This window comes from Pseudomonas sp. SWRI50, from assembly GCF_014269095.1.
Classification (GTDB): domain Bacteria; phylum Pseudomonadota; class Gammaproteobacteria; order Pseudomonadales; family Pseudomonadaceae; genus Aquipseudomonas; species Aquipseudomonas kermanshahensis.
In genome coordinates, this window is sequence record NZ_JABWRW010000012.1 from 80,303 (window position 1) to 97,918 (window position 17,616).

Consider the following 17,616-nt stretch of genomic DNA (forward strand, 5'->3'; position numbering starts at 1 on the left):
CCTCAGTTCAACTCTGCCAGGCACTGCTCGAGGATATCCAAGCCTTCTTCGAGCACCTCGGCTTCGATGGTCAGTGGTGCGAGCAGGCGGATGATATGCCGCGCCTTGCCGCTGGGCATCAGCAACAGGCCTTTGCCGCGCGCTGCTTCCATGACCTTGGCCAACTGGGCCGGTGCCGGGCTGCCATCGGCGTTGACGAATTCGATGCCGCGCATCGCGCCGACACCGGTCAGCCTCCCGATGAACGGGTACTGGGCTTTCCAGCGCTCGACGCGGCTGACAATCGCCTGTTCCTGGCGTTCGCCCCAGGTGGCGACGTTCTCGTCGGTCATCTGCGCCAGGCTCGCCAGCGCCGCTGCGCAGGCAATCGGGTTGCCCGAATAGGTCCCGCCCAGGCCACCCTTGGGCAGTGATGCCATCAATTCTTTACGGCCCACGACCGCACCCAGTGGCATGCCGCCTGCGATGCTTTTGGCCAGCAGCAGCAGGTCGGGCTCGATGCCCAGGCGCGGGAAGGCAAAGCGCTGGCCGGTACGGCCAAAGCCCGACTGGATCTCGTCGATAATGATCAAAATGCCGTGCTTGTCGCAGAAGTGGCGCAGTGCCTGGGCGAATGCTGGGTCGAGGGCGAGGAAGCCGCCTTCACCCTGGACCGGTTCGAGGATGAAAGCTGCCACATCTTCAACCGCCAGTTCGACGCTGAACAGCCGGTCCATGGCCTTGAGTGCCTGTTCGCAGGTGACGCCGGTGTCGGCACTGGGGTAGGGCAGGTGGTAGACCGGGCCTGGCAGATCGCCGACGCGTTGCTTGTACGGGGCGACCTTGCCATTGAGGTTCAGGGTTGCCAGGGTGCGGCCATGGAAGCCACCGTCGAATGCAATCATCGCGCGCTTGCCGGTGGCGCCACGGGCCACTTTCAGGGCGTTTTCCGCCGCTTCCGCGCCACTGTTGGTGAGCATGCCGGCCAGCGGGTAGCTGACCGGGACAAACTCGCTGAGGCGCTCCATCAGGGCAAGGTACGGGCCGTGGGGGGCTGCGTTGAAGGCATAGTGGGTGAGGCGGGTGGCCTGGGCCTGGATCGCTTCGACCACGGCTGGGTTGCAATGGCCCAGGTTGAGTACGCCGATACCGCCGACGAAGTCGATATAACGTTTGCCGTCGGTGTCCCAGACTTCCGCATTCTTGCCGTGGGAAAGTGTAATTGGGTGAACGATGGCAATGGACTGGCTGATACTTTCCTGATTCATGGTGCACGCGGACCTTGTTCGAGTTTCCCACTATCGAAGCGTGCCGGGGCTGTATTGCACAAACGAATTATTTGATTGCGATCATTCCTTGGATTCGTGATGTTGTAAGATTTTGTGTTACCTGCACTGGCCTCAATCCCCTTCAGCCACCCGCTCGCGAATCCACTGCACGAAGGCCCTGACCTTCGGCACCTCCGCCGCATGCTCGGCATGGGCGATGAAGTGCCTGCCATTGCTCGGCACCGGGTGGTCCCAGGCCACCACCAGCTTGCCTTCGTTCAACTCCTCCGCCACCAGGTACCGCGGAATCAGGGCAATGCCACAGCCGGCGATAGCGGCCCGGATGCACAGGTAGAACGTGTCGAAGCGCGGCCCGTGGTAGCTGTTCTGGCTGTGCAACCCCAGCCCCAAAAACCATTCATGCCAGGCCTCCGGGCGCGATACACACTGCAGCAGGCGGTGCTCGGTCAGCGCCTCGGCGCTGGTGAAACGGTGGTTGGCGAGCAGCTCTGGGGCACACACCGGCACCACTTCTTCGCTGAACAGCTCGATACACGTCGCCCCAGGCCAGGTGCCCTGGCCGAAGAAGAAGGCGATGTCGGCCTTGGACTGCACCAGGTCGAAGGGTTCCAGCTCGTTACGGATATCCAGGTGAATACGCGGATAGCGATCACCAAACCCCTTTAGCCTGGGCACCAGCCAGCGCGCGCCGAAGGTCGGCTGGGTGGCGATGCGCAGCACTTCGGTCTCATCGCCATAGCTGAGGATGTAGCGGCTGGAGATGTCGATCTGGGTGAGGATCTTGTTCACCTCGGTCAGGTACAGCGCACCGGCCGGGGTCAGGTGCAGGCGCCGGCGAATGCGCTGGAACAGCGAGTGCGACAGCATGTCCTCCAGTTGCGCGACCTGTTTGCTGACCGCGCTCTGGGTCAGGTGCAGCTCTTGCGCCGCGCGGGTGAAGCTCAGGTGGCGGGCAGCCGCTTCGAAGCACTGGAGGGCGGTGGTCGAGGGCATCAGGCGTTTGGACATGACAGGCGCGTACCGAGCAAAAAAGGAAGAAGTTCATTCCGTATTGGAATCATGTGCTTCGAAAAGGTCGTTTGTTGACCCAGGCCTATAGATTAATACTGACCTGGATCAACGATTACAACCGGTCGTGCGAAGAGGAGGGAAGTAGCCACCGCCGGCATCTACAAAACAACAAAAAACGCACACCCGAAATTAATAAGAATTCTGCTCCATTTTTTAGCCGTCCCACGACGGCGACCCATTCGAGGGTTCTCCATGGCTTCGCTAGAAAACAAGAAACAGCGGTCCTTGCAGCACGGCCTGACGTCCCGTCAGGTGTCCATGATCTCCATCGCCGGCATCATCGGCGCCGGCCTGTTCATCGGCTCCTCCAACGCCATTGCCACCGCCGGCCCGGCCATCCTCATCTCCTACGCCATGACCGGCCTGCTGGTGCTGCTGGTGATGCGTATGCTGGGCGAAATGGCCATCGCCAACCCCAACAGCGGCTCGTTCTCCACGTACGCTTCCGAGGCCATCGGCCCTTGGGCAGGCTTCACCATCGGTTGGTTGTACTGGTGGTTCTGGGTGCTGATCATCCCGGTCGAGGCGATTGCTGGCGCAGACATCCTGCATGCCTACTTCCCCGGGGTGCCATCGTGGTTGTTCGCCTTCCTGATCATGGTCGTGCTGTCGGGTACCAACCTGATCAGCGTGAAGAACTTCGGTGCCTTCGAGTACTGGTTCGCGCTGGTCAAGGTGGTTGCCATCGTTGCCTTCATCATCGTCTGCAGCCTGGCCGTGTTCGGCTTCTGGCCGTTGGCCGAGGTCTCGGGCGTGAGCCGGCTGTGGGACAATGGCGGCTTCATGCCCAATGGCTTCGGCACTGTGCTGGGTGGCGTGCTGATCACCATCTTCTCGTTCTTCGGCGCCGAGATCGTCACCATTGCCGCTGACGAAACAGCCAACCCGAAAGACAAGATCCGCCGTGCCACCAACCTGGTGGTGTACCGCATCGCGATCTTCTACCTGGCCTCGATCTTCCTGGTGGTGTCTCTGGTGGCCTGGAACGACCCGGCCCTGAAAGCCGTGGGCTCGTTCCAGCGGGTGCTGGAAGTGCTCAATGTGCCGGGCGCCAAGCTGCTGGTCGACCTGGTGGTGCTGGTGGCGGTCACCAGCTGCATGAACTCCGGCCTGTACACGGCCTCGCGGATGCTCTACTCCCTGGGTGCCCGTGGCCAGGCGCTGAGCATGACCAAGCGCATTTCGGGTGCTGGCGTGCCAACGGTAGCGGTCATCTTCTCGACCCTGGCAGGCTTTGCCGGTTGCTTCGTCAACTATGTGTTCCCCGGCAAGGTGTTCGGTTTCCTGCTGTCCACCACCGGCGCCATTGCCTTGCTGGTGTACCTGGTGATCGCCGTGTCTCAGCTGCGCATGCGGGCCCGTGCAGACCGTGAGGGCACGCCGCTGGAGCTTAAGATGTGGCTGTTCCCTTATCTGACCTGGCTGGTGATAGGCACCATCGTCATGGTCCTGGGCTACATGCTGTTCAGCGATGCCTACCGCTACGAGACGCTGATGACTGCCGGGGTGACGCTGTTCATCCTGCTGGTGTCGCTGACCCAGCGGCGCGGCAAGGTGGTCGCACAGACTGCTTGATCCAGAGGGGGCGCTTAGCGCCCCTTTCTCATTGGCGCTGGCCCAGCGCGGCGCTACCATCGACGCTTGCCTCACTTCCCATTCCAACAAGCACAGGAAGCGTATGAACGAGCACACCCTTTCCCTCCAGCAGTTGGCTGCACCGGAAGGCACCTGCTACGGCTGCGGCTGCTCCCACCCCAGCGGCCTGCACCTGCAAAGCCATTGGGACGCCGACGGCATCCACCTGCTGTGCCGCCATGCACCCGACAGCACCTTCATTGGCTGGCCCGGCCTGGTTTATGGCGGCTTACTGGCCATGCTGGTCGATTGCCACTCCAACTGGACCGCCATGGCCTACCACTACCGCAACGAAGGCCGCGAACCGGGCAGCCTGCCGCGTATCGACTGCGTCACGGGCACACTCAACCTCAGCTACCTGAAACCGACCCCCATGGGTGTCGAGTTGCTGCTCAAGGCACGCGTAGAAGGCGAAGTTGGGCGCAAGAGCCGGGTTATCTGCGAGGTCTGGGCAGACAATGTACTCACGGTGACGGCGGACTCGGTGTTCGTTCGGGTCGACACCGAAAAGCTCAAGCTCAAGGCCCACGGCCAGGCTTGAGCCGCCTGTGCCGATGAAGGGTCGGTGATGGTCAGCCACGCGGGATGTCACTAAAGTAACAGCTCCATTCCCCAGGCAAGGTTGACCATGACCGATCTGAGCGCATTCCCCATCACCCGCAAATGGCCCGCCCAGCACCCTGAGCGCCTGCAGCTGTATTCGTTGCCGACGCCTAACGGGGTCAAAGTGTCGATCATGCTCGAAGAGATCGGCCTGGCGTACGAGCCGCACAAAGTCAGCTTCGACAACGATGACCAGTTGAGCCCGGAGTTCATTTCCCTCAGCGCCAACAACAAGATCCCCGCCATCCTCGACCCGAACGGCCCTGGCGGCCAGCCGCTTCCGTTGTTCGAGTCGGGCGCGATCCTGCAGTACCTCGCGGAAAAGAGCGGGCAGTTGCTCAGCCAGGACCCCGCCACCCGTTACCAGACCCTGCAATGGTTGATGTTCCAGATGGGCGGCATCGGGCCGATGTTCGGCCAGGTCGGGTTCTTCCATTTCTTTGCGGGCAAGGAATACGAAGACAAACGCCCGCGGGATCGCTACGTCAACGAATCGAAGCGCTTGCTGGGTGTGCTGGACCGCCACCTGCAAGGCCGCGAGTGGATGGTCGACGAATACAGCATCGCCGACATCGCTATTTTCCCTTGGGTGCGCAACCTTGTGGAGCGCTACAACGCCCGTGAGCTGGTCGGGTTCGATGCGTTCAAGGAAGTGCAGCGGGTGCTGGCGACGTTTTTGGAGCGGCCGGCGGTTCAGCGTGGCCTGAAAATCCCGGGGTGATCGGGCATCCTTGAACCTGCGGGCTTGCCCGCGAATGCTGTGGTAGGTCCACCATCGCATTTGCGGGCAAGCCCGCTCCCACAGGTTCTTTAATTGCAGCCTAGAAAATCTGGTTAAGAAGCCAGTACAGGCTACCTGCCAGCAGCATTGCCGCGGGCAGGGTCAGCACCCAGGCCATCAGTAAGTTGATCAACGTACGCTGCTGAATCCCCGAGCCGTTGGCGACCATGGTCCCAGCCACACCCGAGCTCAGCACGTGGGTAGTCGAGACCGGCAGCCCGAACATGTCGGCCGCCCCAATGGTGCACATCGCAACCACCTCCGCCGATGCACCTTGGGCATAGCTCAGGTGGGTCTTGCCGATCTTTTCGCCCACCGTCACCACAATGCGTCGCCAGCCGACCATGGTCCCCAGCCCCAGCGCGATGGCCACGGCCACCTTGACCCACAGGGGAATGTAGCGCGTGGCATCGTCCAGCTGTGTCTTGAACAGTTGCACATGGCTGCGGGTGTCGGCATCGAAGGTTGTCAGCTGGTGCTTGTCGAGCAAGCGGATGGCTTCGCTGGTCAGGTACATGTCATTGCGCACGTTGGCCATGGCTTCGGCCGGCACGCGCTTGAGCGAACCGTAACCCTTCACCTCTTCGCCGATCATGCCGGTGAGGGCGGCCAGGGCTGGTACCAGTTGCGGGTTGGGCTTGGGCTCGGCGATGAACGCTGTCAAGGTTTGGCGCGGGTCTGCGGGCGCCGCTTGCGGGTCATGGCGCACCAGGGCCTGGCGCGTCACTTCGGCCACGGCCGAAAACTGCAGGGCCTGCTCGCTGGGCATGGTCTTGTTCAGTGCATACGCCATCGGCAGCGTGCCGACCAGAATCAGCATGATCAGCCCCATGCCTTTTTGCCCATCGTTGGAGCCATGGGCAAACGATACCCCGGTGCAGGTCAGGATCAGTACGCCGCGGATCCACCACGGTGGCGGCGTCTGGCCTTCTGGCGCCTGGTACAGCTCTTTACGCTTGACCAGTGCGCGCAGCGCCAGCAGCAACAGGGCGGCGCAGGCAAAGCCGATCAGTGGCGAAAACAGCAGGGCATACCCCACCTTGCTGGCTTGGGCCCAATCCACGCCGCTGGTGCCGTCGCGCCCATGCATCAGCGCATTGGCCACGCCTACGCCGATGATCGAGCCGATCAGCGTGTGCGAGGAGGACGCCGGCAGGCCCAGCCACCAGGTGCCCAGGTTCCAGATGATCGCGGCCAGCAGCAGGGCGAAGACCATGGCGAAACCGGCCGAAGAACCTACTTGCAAAATCAGCTCGACCGGCAACAAGGCAATGATGCCAAAGGCCACCGCGCCGCTGGAAAGCAGCACCCCCAGGAAGTTGCATAACCCCGACCAGACCACAGCCACCGGTGCCGGCAAAGAGTGGGTGTAAATAACCGTGGCGACGGCGTTGGCGGTGTCATGGAAACCGTTGACGAACTCGAAGCCCAGGGCAATCAGCAGCGCCAGGCCCAACAACAGGAAGGGGGTGACGGTGGTGATCACCGTGCCGCTGGCGCTGACGTCCTGTTTCAGGCTCCAGGCGGTGTAGGCGATGCCTGCCAGTAGCAGGCCGAAGAACAAAACCAGGGTGGCACGCCCGGGCTTGTGGGACAGCTGCGGGCGGGAATCGCGTTGGGCCAGTGGCGGCTGGCTGGCCAGGGACGGGGTTGCCATGGGGGCTCCGGTTGGCGTCGGGCGAAGGTGCCGAAGGCTGTGAGCTTAGGAGCAATTCGTGACCGGTCCGTGACCTCGGTCAATGAATTCACTAGGCTCAAGACAGACGGTAAATGCGGGAGAAAGCCATGATCCGCTGCAAACGTGTCTACGAAGCAGCCGCCGACGAAGATGGCCAGCGCGTGCTGGTCGACCGCCTGTGGCCGCGCAACAAACGCAAGGAAGACCTGCAGGGCCAATGGTTGCGCGAGGTGGCACCCTCGGACGAATTGCGGAGGGCGTTTCACCAGGGTGAGGTGGATTTCGCCGGTTTTACCCAGCGCTACCAGCAACAGTTGGCCGCCCACCCCGAGCACTGGTACCCACTGCTGGACCTGGCGGCCAAAGGGCCGCTGACCTTGCTTTATGCCGCCAAAAACACCGAGCACAACAATGCCCAGGTGCTCGCCGAGTGGCTGGAGGATGAGCTGGAACGCCGTGGCCCAGGCAGTTCGCCGGTGTGCTACGCCACCTGAGCAGTGCACAATAATGGCCATGAACCTCGTACCTGCCACCGACGCCCACCGCACCTTTGCCCGCGACCTTACGCGCCGGGCCATGCTGCCGTACTACCGTGAGTTCGACCTGTTGTGGCTCGAAGACGCGTTCGATCAGGCCTGGGGCTGGCGCGAGCAATGGCTGGTGATGGACGGTGACACGGTGCTGGGCTACTGCAGCCTCAGCCAAGACCGCCAGGCACTGTTCATTCGCGAGTTGCACCTGTTGCCCGAGCACCGCGGGCGCGGTATTGGCAGTTGGGTGTTGGAGGCGCTCGCCGGTTGGGCGCAGCAGCGGCGCCTGCCACTGCTGCGTTTGATGGTGTTCCGCAGCAACCCGGCCAGGCAGTTGTATCAGCGCAGGGGCTTTGTCGAAATGGGCGAGGATGAGTGCTTCGTGCGCATGCAGCGCACAATCGACTGATAGCTCAGTGATGGCTTGTCGTGGCCGGTGACCATGGGCATAGTGGACCCAGGAATTTACAGCTGCTTACAGGAAGGTGAGCGGCGTTGGATGATGTCTAGGGATTAAGGAGATGCACCCTATGAATGGATTCGGTCCGCGACTGCGGGAAGAACGTGAGCGGTTGGGGATGACCCAGCGGGTGTTTGGTGACATTGGCGGAGTCGAGCCCAATGCCCAGGGTAAATACGAAAGTGGCGAGCGCACGCCGCGTGCCGATTACTTGGCCGCAGTGGCCGCCCATGGCGTGGATGCCCTCTACGTGCTCAGCGGTGTGCGCACCCCGGCGCCGCTGGAAAACATGACCCAGGATGAGGCCGAATTGCTGGGGGCCTTTCGGCAATTGCCGCTCGCCGATCAAGCAGCGCTCTGGCACTTGCTGGGGCGTTTGTCAGGTGAGGTTAAAAGCCGCGAAACAGTGAGGCCTTTCACACTTGGCCGTCAGGCCTATCTGACAGAAGTTTTGCGTTAGGCCCGCCATGAAAAATTTTGTTAAGGTGGCGGGATCCAATCGCCCTGTAGACGAGGTGTGTGCTTGATTAGGGTCTTAGTGGTCGATGATCACGATCTGGTACGAACCGGTATTACACGCATGCTGGCCGACATCGACGGCTTGCAGGTGGTGGGTGAGGGGGATTCAGGGGAGGCGGCGCTTAAGCTGGCCCGGGAACTGAAGCCGGACGTCGTCCTGATGGACGTGAAAATGCCGGGCATCGGTGGCCTGGAGGCTACCCGAAAATTGTTGCGCAGCCACCCCGACATCAAGGTGGTCGCGGTCACCGTGTGCGAGGAAGACCCATTCCCCACGCGCCTGCTGCAAGCCGGCGCAGCCGGTTACCTGACCAAGGGCGCCGGGCTCGACGAAATGGTCCAGGCCATTCGCCTGGCCTTTGCCGGCCAGCGCTACATCAGCCCGCAAATCGCCCAGCAACTGGCGCTGAAGTCGTTCCAGCCGCAAGGCTCGCCGTTTGACGCCTTGTCCGAGCGGGAAATCCAGATCGCCTTGATGATCGTCGGCTGCCAGAAGGTGCAGATCATCTCGGACAAGTTGTGCCTCTCGCCCAAGACCGTCAATACTTACCGTTATCGGATCTTTGAAAAACTCTCGGTCACCAGCGACGTCGAACTGACCTTGCTGGCCGTTCGCCACGGTATGGTTGACGCAAGCCTGTAAACCTCATGTCCCAAGCTTTTGATGCCAGCGCGTTCCTGGCGACCTGCAGCGGTCGCCCGGGCGTTTACCGTATGTTCGACGCCGAGGCGCGGCTGCTCTACGTGGGCAAGGCCAAAAACCTCAAGAAGCGTCTGGCCAGCTATTTCCGCAAAACCGGCCTGGCCCCCAAGACCGCTGCGCTGGTGGGCCGTATCGCCCAGGTCGAGACCACCATCACCGCCAACGAGACCGAGGCGCTGCTGCTGGAGCAGAACCTGATCAAGGAATGGCGGCCGCCGTACAACATCCTGTTGCGCGACGACAAGTCTTACCCTTATGTCTTCCTGTCTGACGGCTACTTCCCGCGCCTGGGCATCCACCGCGGTGCAAAAAAAGCCAAGGGCCGTTACTTCGGCCCGTACCCCAGCGCCGGCGCCATTCGCGAAAGCCTCAGCCTGTTGCAAAAGGCCTTTTCGGTGCGCCAGTGCGAAGACAGCTACTACGCCAACCGCACCCGGCCCTGCCTGCAATACCAGATCAAACGCTGCAAAGGGCCGTGTGTCGGCCTGGTGGATAAAGACGAGTACGCCGACGATATCCGCCACTCGGTGATGTTCCTCGAAGGCCGCAGCCAACAGTTGGGCAACGAGCTCAATGCCGAAATGGAGAAGGCCGCCATGGCCCTCAATTTCGAGAGGGCCGCCGAACTGCGCGACCAGATCGCCCTGCTGCGCCGCGTGCAGGACCAGCAGTACATCGAAGGCGGTACCGGCGACGTCGACGTCATCGCGGCCTTCGTCAACCCCGGTGGCGCCTGCGTGCACCTGATCAGCGTGCGCGGCGGGCGGGTGCTGGGCAGCAAAAACTTCTTCCCGCAGGTGGGTATCGAGGAGGAGGTGGCTGAAGTCATGGCCGCGTTCCTGTCCCAGTACTACGTGGGCAACGCCGAGCGTGAACTGCCTGGCGAACTCATCGTCAATGTGGTGCACGAAGACTTCGAAGCCATCAGCGAAGCACTGCAGACGCTACGCGGCCGCGAGCTGACCATCACCCACCGGGTGCGCGGCACTCGGGCCCGCTGGCAGCAATTGGCCGTGACCAACGCCGAACAGGCCCTCAACGCCCGCCTGGCCAACCGCCAGCACATGGCCGCGCGCTTCGAGGCCCTGGCCCAGGTGCTGGGCCTGGACGAAGTGCCGCAGCGCCTGGAGTGCTACGACATCAGCCACTCCAGCGGCGAAGCCACCGTGGCCAGCTGCGTGGTGTTCGGCCCCGAAGGCCCTATCAAGTCTGACTACCGCCGCTTCAACATCGAAGGCGTCACCGCCGGTGACGACTACGCTGCCATGCACCAGGCCCTGACCCGCCGCTACGGGCGCATCAAGGACGGCGAGGGCAAGTTGCCCGACGTCTTGCTGGTGGACGGCGGCAAAGGCCAGTTGAACATGGCCCGCGACGTGATGCAGGAGCTTGCCTTCACCGACCTGACCCTGCTCGGCGTGGCCAAAGGCGTGACCCGCAAGGCCGGTTTCGAAACCCTGTACCTCAACGACGTGCACCACGAGTTCACCCTCAAAGGCGACTCACCGGCGCTGCACCTTATCCAGCAGATCCGCGACGAAGCCCACCGCTTCGCCATCACCGGCCACCGCGCGCGCCGCGGCAAGGCCCGTCGCGTGTCCAGCTTGGAAGACGTGGCGGGGGTCGGCCCCAAGCGCCGGCGCGACCTGCTGAAACACTTCGGCGGCCTGCAAGAGCTCAACCGCGCCAGTATCGATGAGATCGCCAAAGCCCCCGGCATCAGTAAAAAGCTTGCCGAGTCGATTTATGCCAGCCTGCATAGCGAGTAGAATGCCGGGTTCAACCCGCAGCCAGTCGTACCGATGAATATTCCAAACCTGCTCACCGTTCTACGCGTCCTGCTCATCCCGATCTTCATCCTGCTGTTCTATATGCCCTATCACTGGAGCTATATGGCCGCCAGCAGTGTGTTCGCCGTTGCCGCCGCCACCGACTGGCTGGACGGCTACTTGGCGCGTCGCCTGCAGCAGAGCACGCCGTTCGGTGCCTTCCTGGACCCAGTGGCAGACAAACTGATGGTCGCCGTGGCGCTGGTGCTGCTGGTGCAGGTACACGCCAACTTCTGGCTGACCTTGCCCGCAGCCGTGATCATCGGCCGCGAGATCGTCGTTTCGGCGCTGCGCGAGTGGATGGCCGAACTGGGGGCGAGGGCGCACGTGGCGGTGTCCAACCTCGGCAAGTGGAAGACCGCCGCACAGATGCTGGCGCTGGTCATTCTGCTGGGCAACCCACCTGCGGTGACGATGTGGGTGATTCTGGGTTACGGCCTGCTGCTGGTAGCGGCAGGGCTGACGCTGTGGTCGATGGCGCATTACCTGCTGGCCGCCTGGCCGCACTTGCGCGAAGGCTCGGAACAAAAATAAAACTTTTTTGAATCAAGGGGTTGACGCCGTTTTAGATATCGCTAGAATGGCACCCATCACGACGCGGGAATAGCTCAGTTGGTAGAGCACGACCTTGCCAAGGTCGGGGTCGCGAGTTCGAGTCTCGTTTCCCGCTCCAAATTCGATCCTCAGTGCGTCGCTGGGATCACAAAGAAGAGGCCTTAGGGCCTCTTTTTTTGTGCCTGGGATTTGGTGTTTGGGTCGCGCGCTGTGGGGTTTGTCCTGTGCTTGTAGGTGCTGGCTTGCTCGGGCGCCGGACTGTGGTAGTGGGCCGTAACGCCGTCCCGGGGCACTACATGTGTGCATGGCTTCATGCCTAATCAGGATTTTTCTGCCCACTGAAGCCGAGGGCGGGCTGCCCCTGTTCGCTCGGTCAAGCCAGGTTACCCTCAATCAAAACGACAGAGCTTGTGTGAGTCATAGTCTTGGGGAGCCGCTGTTCATCGCCATCGCTGCCCCAACCGGTGAAGTCATCGCGCCAGCATCGAAGCACCGAATTCCTCGCGTTCCTGAGGGAAATCGACGCATCAGTTCCTGCTGAGATGCCGATTCACCTGATCATGGATAACTACGCAACACACAAAATCGAAAAGGTCAGGGCATGGCTTGCGGGGAGCCCGCGCTACAACATCTACTTCACGCCGACTTCGGCGTCATGGCTTAATTTGGTTGAGCGATTTTTCTCAACGCTGAGCGAGAGGTGGATCAAGCGCCAGGCCCATGTCAGCGTCAAGGAGCTTGAAGCGTCGATCGAGCACTACCTGTAAACCTACAACCAAAGCCCGAAGCCATATCGGTGGCATAGAAAGGGCGAGGACATCCTTGCCTCAGTCACCCGCGCGGCACGAGTTTTGAGCAGTTAATTTTCAGTGGTATTTCTGAAACACCGCACCAGTTGACTAAGCTATGGACGCTGCCGTGAGATGCGCTGGCGATCAAGCTTACGCCGCATAGGATCCTCTATGTGACGAAGCAGCTTGGCTTCGGGTCTGGGTCGTGTTCATATGCTTGCAGCAGGATAGTGTTCCAGGAGGCGCACTTCAGAAACATTACATTCTGGATATATCCATTTCTCCCAGTTAGCTATCAGCCACTCAAGGCGAACACCTCGCCCTAACTGTGACTCGCATTCAGCAGGGAGTCTAACTAAAATTAGTCCCGCCTTTTGCCCTGTGGTGACGACAAGTCCGAATCCGGACTCATCATCGGGTATGCTGGTAAGCATTAAATCTACGGTGTCTTCATATGGCCATTTAGCAGGGAAGCGTAAGATGGTTCCATTTGATACAATGCCTTCAGGGTGCTCAATCAATTTGTTCATTTATTTTACTCTCAGGTCATGTCCGCCACTAGGGTCAAGGGAATTTAATATGGGCTTTAGACTCATGTCAACTTCACCCACATGCTTGCCATTTTTTAAGCTAGACTGCTCGAATCGTCCATGCTGAGTATCTACGGAGTAGTAGTGTTTTCCATCCGTGTAAATCGTTCTGCCTCGGTTGAATCTCTCAATCTTGGTTGCTCTCTTCCAGTTGCGCGTGCTAGCAACACTGCTGGCCATCTCCCTAATCAGTGCTACTCGCTCATTCGCAGGGAGTTTAGAAAGGGCTCTTTCAAATTCGAGTACTTGAGTTCCATTCGGTAGTAAGTTGCAAGGTGACCATCCGAAAGGATCAATCCACAATAGGGGGTTTGGTGCGTATAGGTAAAGATTAATCCCGCCTTTTAGGCTAATCGGATCGCACTGTGTAAATCGTCCGATCTGCGGATCAAGATATCTGAATGTGTTGTAGTGCAGGCAAGTTTCCCGGTCAAGGTACTGTCCCTGATGCCGCAGATTCTGCTCCCGCGTCTGCCGCTGGCTGTGCCACTCGTCCCGCGATGTACCCCATCCCCGATAATCACTGCGCCAGAGCGTCTCTCCGTCCGCATCCGTCAGTTGCTCGGGCAGCCCGGCAAGGTTGGTGTGGAAGTACTGGAGGTCCTCTTGCCCCGGCTTCCCGTCGATCCTTGCCAGGGGTTCGTAGTTGTCCGGACTGGCGTAGACATAGACGCTCGACAGGCCTCGCTGCACTTCCTGCAATAGCCGTAGCCCTTGCCAGTGAAACAACGTGCGTCGGGTTGGCTCGGGGTGTTCTTCCTGATAAATCTCCTTGCTGATGCGCCTGCCTAGCGGGTCGTAGCCGAACACCACGCGCTCGCGCAGCAAGCTCTTGCACTGGTCGACGCAGATCAACCGGTGCTCGGCGTCATACTCGAAGTACTGCACCCAATGGCTGCCAATGCGCTTTTCGCACAGGCGACCGAAGCGGTCGTAACGGTAGCGTTTGTCCTGATAGACCAGCACACGGTTGTGTTTGATCAGGCCGTTGAGCTTGGGCCCGTCGAACAGGTTACCGGCCTTGTCATACTTGAAATCCTCGACCTGTGTTGCCTGCCAGTTGGGGCGTGATTGGTGGGTGGTCTGCAGTTGTTCGCTTGCGTCATAGCCGTAACGGTTGCTCCCGGTGTAGCTCTTGCCGGAGTGAGGCGAATGATGAAAGTGGCCAATGATCTGTTCTAGCTGGGCGGTGCCATCAGTAGCAGTGCTACCAATGCCACGACGCCGAGTCTGGGTTAACACCTCAGCAACCAGGTTGTCACTGGCGTCGTAGCGATAGCACTTCTCCAGCAACGGCAGCACTTCTGCAGGGACATCGCGATAGTGAATGGCCTTGCTGCCCAGCCGACCGCTCTGGTCATAGCGTGTGCGTGTGACCAAGCTTCCTTGGGTACGCAGCACTTCGTCATGTAGCGCGTCACGTTCGAAGTCGCTGATGACGCGGCCATTCAAGTTGATCTGGTGAAGGTGGCCGCTGCCATAGTACAGGTAGTTCAGCGTTCGCTGATCAGGCAGGGTCAACGTCTGCAGGTTGCCGAGTTCGTCATAACGGTACTGCAACAAACCGGCGCTGTTGGTTTCGCTGAGCAACTGTCCGGTCGTATCGTAGGTGTAATCAAGCTGTTGTTTCGCGCCTTGGTTGTCCGTGAAGGCAATGGACAGCAGATTGTCGGCAGCGTCGTAGCTATAGTCCGTGTTGCCATCCTCGGTGTGTTTGCGTGTGAGGCGGCCAACCGCATCACGCTCGAAGTCATGTCGGATCGAGGTTGTTCGTGTCGGTGGGGCGTTATCGGACAGCGGTGGTTGTGCGTAGGAAGAGGGCACATGGGTGAGGCTGGTGACTTCATCCAGGACGTTGTATTCATAGAGCCGGCCACTGCCATCCAAATCCTGTTGCGCGACCAGTCGGTCCAGTTTGTCCCAGCCAAATCTGTAGGACTCGTTGTTCTCATTGGTCAGTTGCAGCAGCCGGCCATAGGCGTCGTAGCTGAACTTCACGCTGTAGCCCATGGCATCGGTGCGCTCGATCAAGCGGCCGCAGCGGTCGTAGCGAAATTGCAGTTTATTTTGCGCAGGATCGATGTAACGTGTCAGTTGGCCGGCGATATCAACTTCATAACGGTCGAGTCGACCATCGGGTCGTTCGCTTTCTACGAGGTAGCCGCGAGCGTCGTACCTGAAGTGGGTTATTTCTCCGCGGGCATTGATGCTTTCGCTAAGACGGCCACCCAGGTTGTAGTGGTACAGTGTCTGGTTGTTGCTGCAGTCGCGGTAGCTGAGCAACTGGCCACGGGTGTTCCACGCCAGATGTTTGGTTTTTTCTAGGGCATCGGTAATGCGGGTAACGCGACCTTCCGGGTTGTATTGATACTGGGTGCTGCGTCCCAGTGGGTCCCGTTCCCAAAGCATATTGCCATGAGTATCGTAGCCGTAGCGTTGGGTGCGCCCAGTCGTGCTTGTGATCTGGACCGGCAAGGCCCAGTGACGCAGATACTGGATTTGTTCGCTGCGACACAGAGGGTCACATGTTTCAATCAAACGGCCAATGTCGTCGTAGCTATAACGCCACTCACCGCCTTGTGGGTCAATGCTCCTGATCAGTTGGCCAGCGATGATCTCCTCCTGCCAGCACTGCCCGAGGGGATCGACGTGTTTGTATACCTCGTAGAGCGGGCCCCAATAGTAGTGATCTTTGCGTCCAAGGCTGTCTGTAACCACGGTTTCGCCGTCTTCGAGGTTGTACTCGAATCGGTATTCCTCTCCGTCGCTGCCCCAGTGGCGGACCACTCTCCATTCGTGATCGGGTTGTGGCTCCAGCAGGGGCGGCAACCTGTAAGGCGTGCCGTCAGCACGCTGAGGGATGGGACGCTTGGCGGGAACGAGGAATTTTGCCCACTCGTATTGACGAACTGCGCCGCTGGCAAGTTGATGGCTATTCAGATAGCCCTCAGCGGTGTAGGTGAAGCGGCGCACCAGCTGGCCTGTCGCGTCTAGCACTTCGTATAACTGTCCGCTTCCCGTGTATTGGTAGCTGACCAGTAACTCGTTGCGTTCGATGGCCGGTGTTTCGCCGCCCTTCAGGAATACTTGCGAAATTTTACAGACGCGCTGAGGGTGCCTGGCTTCATAGTGAAGCTGCACCACCGTTTTGCCATATTTGTCGTAAATTACCTGCAGCCTGCCGCGGTCGTCGTACATCAAGTCGATGACATTGAGATTGCGGTCACCCAGGCGAACCAGTCTTGAACGAGTAGGGTCGAGCGGGTCGACATCAAAAACTTTGTAGCGGCCCTCGTGCGTATCTTCGACAACCGTTTGGCCATCCTCTAACTGGAAGAACGCCAAGCCGTCAACGACACTGACGAATGCATCGCCGGCGTTCAGGCGTCCTAGTTCCAGTCGATTGCTTTCCTCATCGACATAGATTGACAACTCGCCGCCTTCAGGATGAGGAACACGGACAAGTTCCACCTCATAAGGAACACTCCAGCCCATTCCAAAGAGGCCATTGGAACGTTTGTCATTGCTATCGTACCCTCTCGCCCAATCAATGCCGATCAAGCCTGGCAGGTTGAAGTCAACATCTTCAGGGCCAAAGAGTACCTTGCTGCCAGCAGATACAAGTACGGGACTGCCCTTGTACGAGCAGGTTTGCGATTTAGGTTTCGGTACCGCGATGTTCGCAGCGCGCCGCCGCGGTACTCTGATGCGTCTTGACAGCAGTATGCCCGCGATGATCCCCGTAAACATCGCAATCTTGCTCTTGCCATTGCGAATATCGCGTACCGTCGCCGTTCCGCCACCAATGCGTACATTCGGTGAGACGTTTTCATTCACATCGATCGTGGCGTCGCAGGTGGTCTTGTCACCCGATCGCGCTGCAGGCTGGTCGTTGATGAAGACCTTGTCCGACCCTTGCGCAATATAGGTTTCGGGCATCGGGGGATGGCGGCTACATGAGATCTCATCCTTGCTCTCGTCTTGCGCGCCGGGGTCCTTTGGTGTGGTGACGGGCGGGTTGAAGACATCGCGGATCGCCATGGCCAAACCCACCACAGGCATCAGCAAGGACGTCGCCGCCATGGCCATCGAACCCACGTTCTCCAGAATTGAGGGTTCCGCTTGCTCGGCATCGGCCGCTCCCCCGCCTGGTGGCCCAGTGATTCCAGCTGCCCGTGCGGCCGGCTTGCTGTTGATAAACACATTGCCTGACCCGCTTTCGATCTTTCCGAAAGGCTCGGGAGCGGCGACGCTGTTGCCAAAGTTGTCGCAAAAGCTGGATATCGCATCGCCGATGGTCTGGTTATCACCAACCGAGAGGGTGCTCACTGCACCGACTGCCGCCCCTGCGACGATTCCGATGACGATGCCTGCTGCGCCACCGGTCGCCACGGTGCCCACAACCGCCAGGCTTACGGCGGCAGCTACGGCAGCTACGGCTGCTGTGGCTGCGGCATAAATAGCGACCTCGGCGACCGCGCTGACCATTTCGGCCAAGAGGGAGGGATGCAGTATTTCGTCGCCCATCCGGGCGGCGTGAACGATCTGCGCCATGAGTTGTTAGTCCAAGCTATTGAGTAGGTGTTGTTTTTCGCCGGCGTGG

14 protein-coding genes, 1 tRNA gene and 1 pseudogene are annotated in these 17,616 nt (G+C 60.1%); 11 read left to right on the top strand and 5 right to left on the bottom strand.

Going from position 1 to position 17,616, the window contains the following annotated elements:
- Positions 1 to 2: 2 nt before the first annotated feature.
- Together HU750_RS14695 and gcvA are read right to left on the bottom strand one after the other, a co-directional pair.
- Entirely contained in the window at positions 3 to 1,247 is a 1,245-nt protein-coding gene (locus HU750_RS14695; protein ID WP_186680800.1) for a 2-aminoadipate transaminase, read from the bottom strand.
- A 132-nt stretch (positions 1,248 to 1,379) separates the two neighbouring features.
- On the bottom strand, positions 1,380 to 2,276 hold the full coding sequence (gene gcvA, locus HU750_RS14700) for a transcriptional regulator GcvA (protein ID WP_027592802.1): 897 nt from the start codon (positions 2,274 to 2,276) through the stop codon (positions 1,380 to 1,382).
- Between the two features lie 255 nt (positions 2,277 to 2,531).
- On the opposite strand from gcvA, the gene HU750_RS14705 reads away from it, so the two are divergent.
- The 3 genes from HU750_RS14705 to HU750_RS14715 all read left to right on the top strand — a co-directional run bounded on the left by HU750_RS14705 (position 2,532) and on the right by HU750_RS14715 (position 5,298).
- Positions 2,532 to 3,914, top strand: coding sequence for an amino acid permease (locus tag HU750_RS14705; RefSeq protein WP_027592801.1), 1,383 nt, complete (start codon positions 2,532 to 2,534; stop codon positions 3,912 to 3,914).
- Positions 3,915 to 4,017: 103 nt separating this feature from the next.
- The gene (locus HU750_RS14710; protein WP_099454790.1) at positions 4,018 to 4,515 is read left to right on the top strand and encodes a PaaI family thioesterase; all 498 of its coding nucleotides are present in this window, start codon (positions 4,018 to 4,020) and stop codon (positions 4,513 to 4,515) included.
- A gap of 87 nt (positions 4,516 to 4,602) precedes the next feature.
- Positions 4,603 to 5,298: a glutathione S-transferase N-terminal domain-containing protein gene (locus HU750_RS14715; protein WP_027592799.1), complete on the top strand. Its 696-nt coding sequence runs from the start codon at positions 4,603 to 4,605 to the stop codon at positions 5,296 to 5,298.
- A 100-nt stretch (positions 5,299 to 5,398) separates the two neighbouring features.
- On the opposite strand, the gene HU750_RS14720 is transcribed toward HU750_RS14715, so the two are convergent.
- Positions 5,399 to 7,015, bottom strand: coding sequence for an inorganic phosphate transporter (locus HU750_RS14720; RefSeq protein WP_186680803.1), 1,617 nt, complete (start codon positions 7,013 to 7,015; stop codon positions 5,399 to 5,401).
- 128 nt (positions 7,016 to 7,143) lie between these two features.
- Between HU750_RS14720 and HU750_RS14725 the strand changes: the two genes are divergently transcribed.
- The 8 genes and pseudogenes from HU750_RS14725 to HU750_RS14760 all read left to right on the top strand — a co-directional run.
- On the top strand, positions 7,144 to 7,530 hold the full coding sequence (locus HU750_RS14725; RefSeq protein WP_027592797.1) for a DUF488 domain-containing protein: 387 nt from the start codon (positions 7,144 to 7,146) through the stop codon (positions 7,528 to 7,530).
- A 13-nt stretch (positions 7,531 to 7,543) separates the two neighbouring features.
- The gene (locus tag HU750_RS14730) at positions 7,544 to 7,975 is read left to right on the top strand and encodes a GNAT family N-acetyltransferase (RefSeq protein ID WP_186680805.1); all 432 of its coding nucleotides are present in this window, start codon (positions 7,544 to 7,546) and stop codon (positions 7,973 to 7,975) included.
- A 121-nt stretch (positions 7,976 to 8,096) separates the two neighbouring features.
- Positions 8,097 to 8,486, top strand: a complete 390-nt coding sequence (locus HU750_RS14735) for a helix-turn-helix domain-containing protein (RefSeq protein ID WP_027592795.1) — start codon at positions 8,097 to 8,099, stop codon at positions 8,484 to 8,486.
- Between the two features lie 63 nt (positions 8,487 to 8,549).
- Positions 8,550 to 9,188 (top strand): response regulator transcription factor GacA, encoded by a 639-nt coding sequence (gacA, locus tag HU750_RS14740; protein ID WP_027592794.1) that lies wholly within the window; start codon positions 8,550 to 8,552, stop codon positions 9,186 to 9,188.
- A 5-nt stretch (positions 9,189 to 9,193) separates the two neighbouring features.
- Complete coding sequence (gene uvrC, locus HU750_RS14745) at positions 9,194 to 11,017, top strand: excinuclease ABC subunit UvrC (RefSeq protein ID WP_186680807.1); 1,824 nt, start codon at positions 9,194 to 9,196, stop codon at positions 11,015 to 11,017.
- Positions 11,018 to 11,050: 33 nt separating this feature from the next.
- Positions 11,051 to 11,611, top strand: a complete 561-nt coding sequence (gene pgsA / locus HU750_RS14750; RefSeq protein ID WP_027592792.1) for a CDP-diacylglycerol--glycerol-3-phosphate 3-phosphatidyltransferase — start codon at positions 11,051 to 11,053, stop codon at positions 11,609 to 11,611.
- Positions 11,612 to 11,674: 63 nt separating this feature from the next.
- A tRNA-Gly gene (locus HU750_RS14755) sits at positions 11,675 to 11,750 on the top strand.
- Between the two features lie 358 nt (positions 11,751 to 12,108).
- A pseudogene (locus HU750_RS14760) lies at positions 12,109 to 12,495 on the top strand (transposase); the annotation flags it as partial.
- A gap of 137 nt (positions 12,496 to 12,632) precedes the next feature.
- Here HU750_RS14760 and imm45 read toward each other — a convergent pair.
- Together imm45 and HU750_RS14770 are read right to left on the bottom strand one after the other, a co-directional pair.
- Positions 12,633 to 12,953, bottom strand: a complete 321-nt coding sequence (imm45, locus tag HU750_RS14765; protein WP_186680809.1) for an Imm45 family immunity protein — start codon at positions 12,951 to 12,953, stop codon at positions 12,633 to 12,635.
- Positions 12,954 to 17,567 (bottom strand): RHS repeat-associated core domain-containing protein, encoded by a 4,614-nt coding sequence (locus HU750_RS14770; RefSeq protein WP_186680811.1) that lies wholly within the window; start codon positions 17,565 to 17,567, stop codon positions 12,954 to 12,956. It abuts the gene before it with no gap.
- Between the last annotated feature and the right edge of the window lie 49 nt (positions 17,568 to 17,616).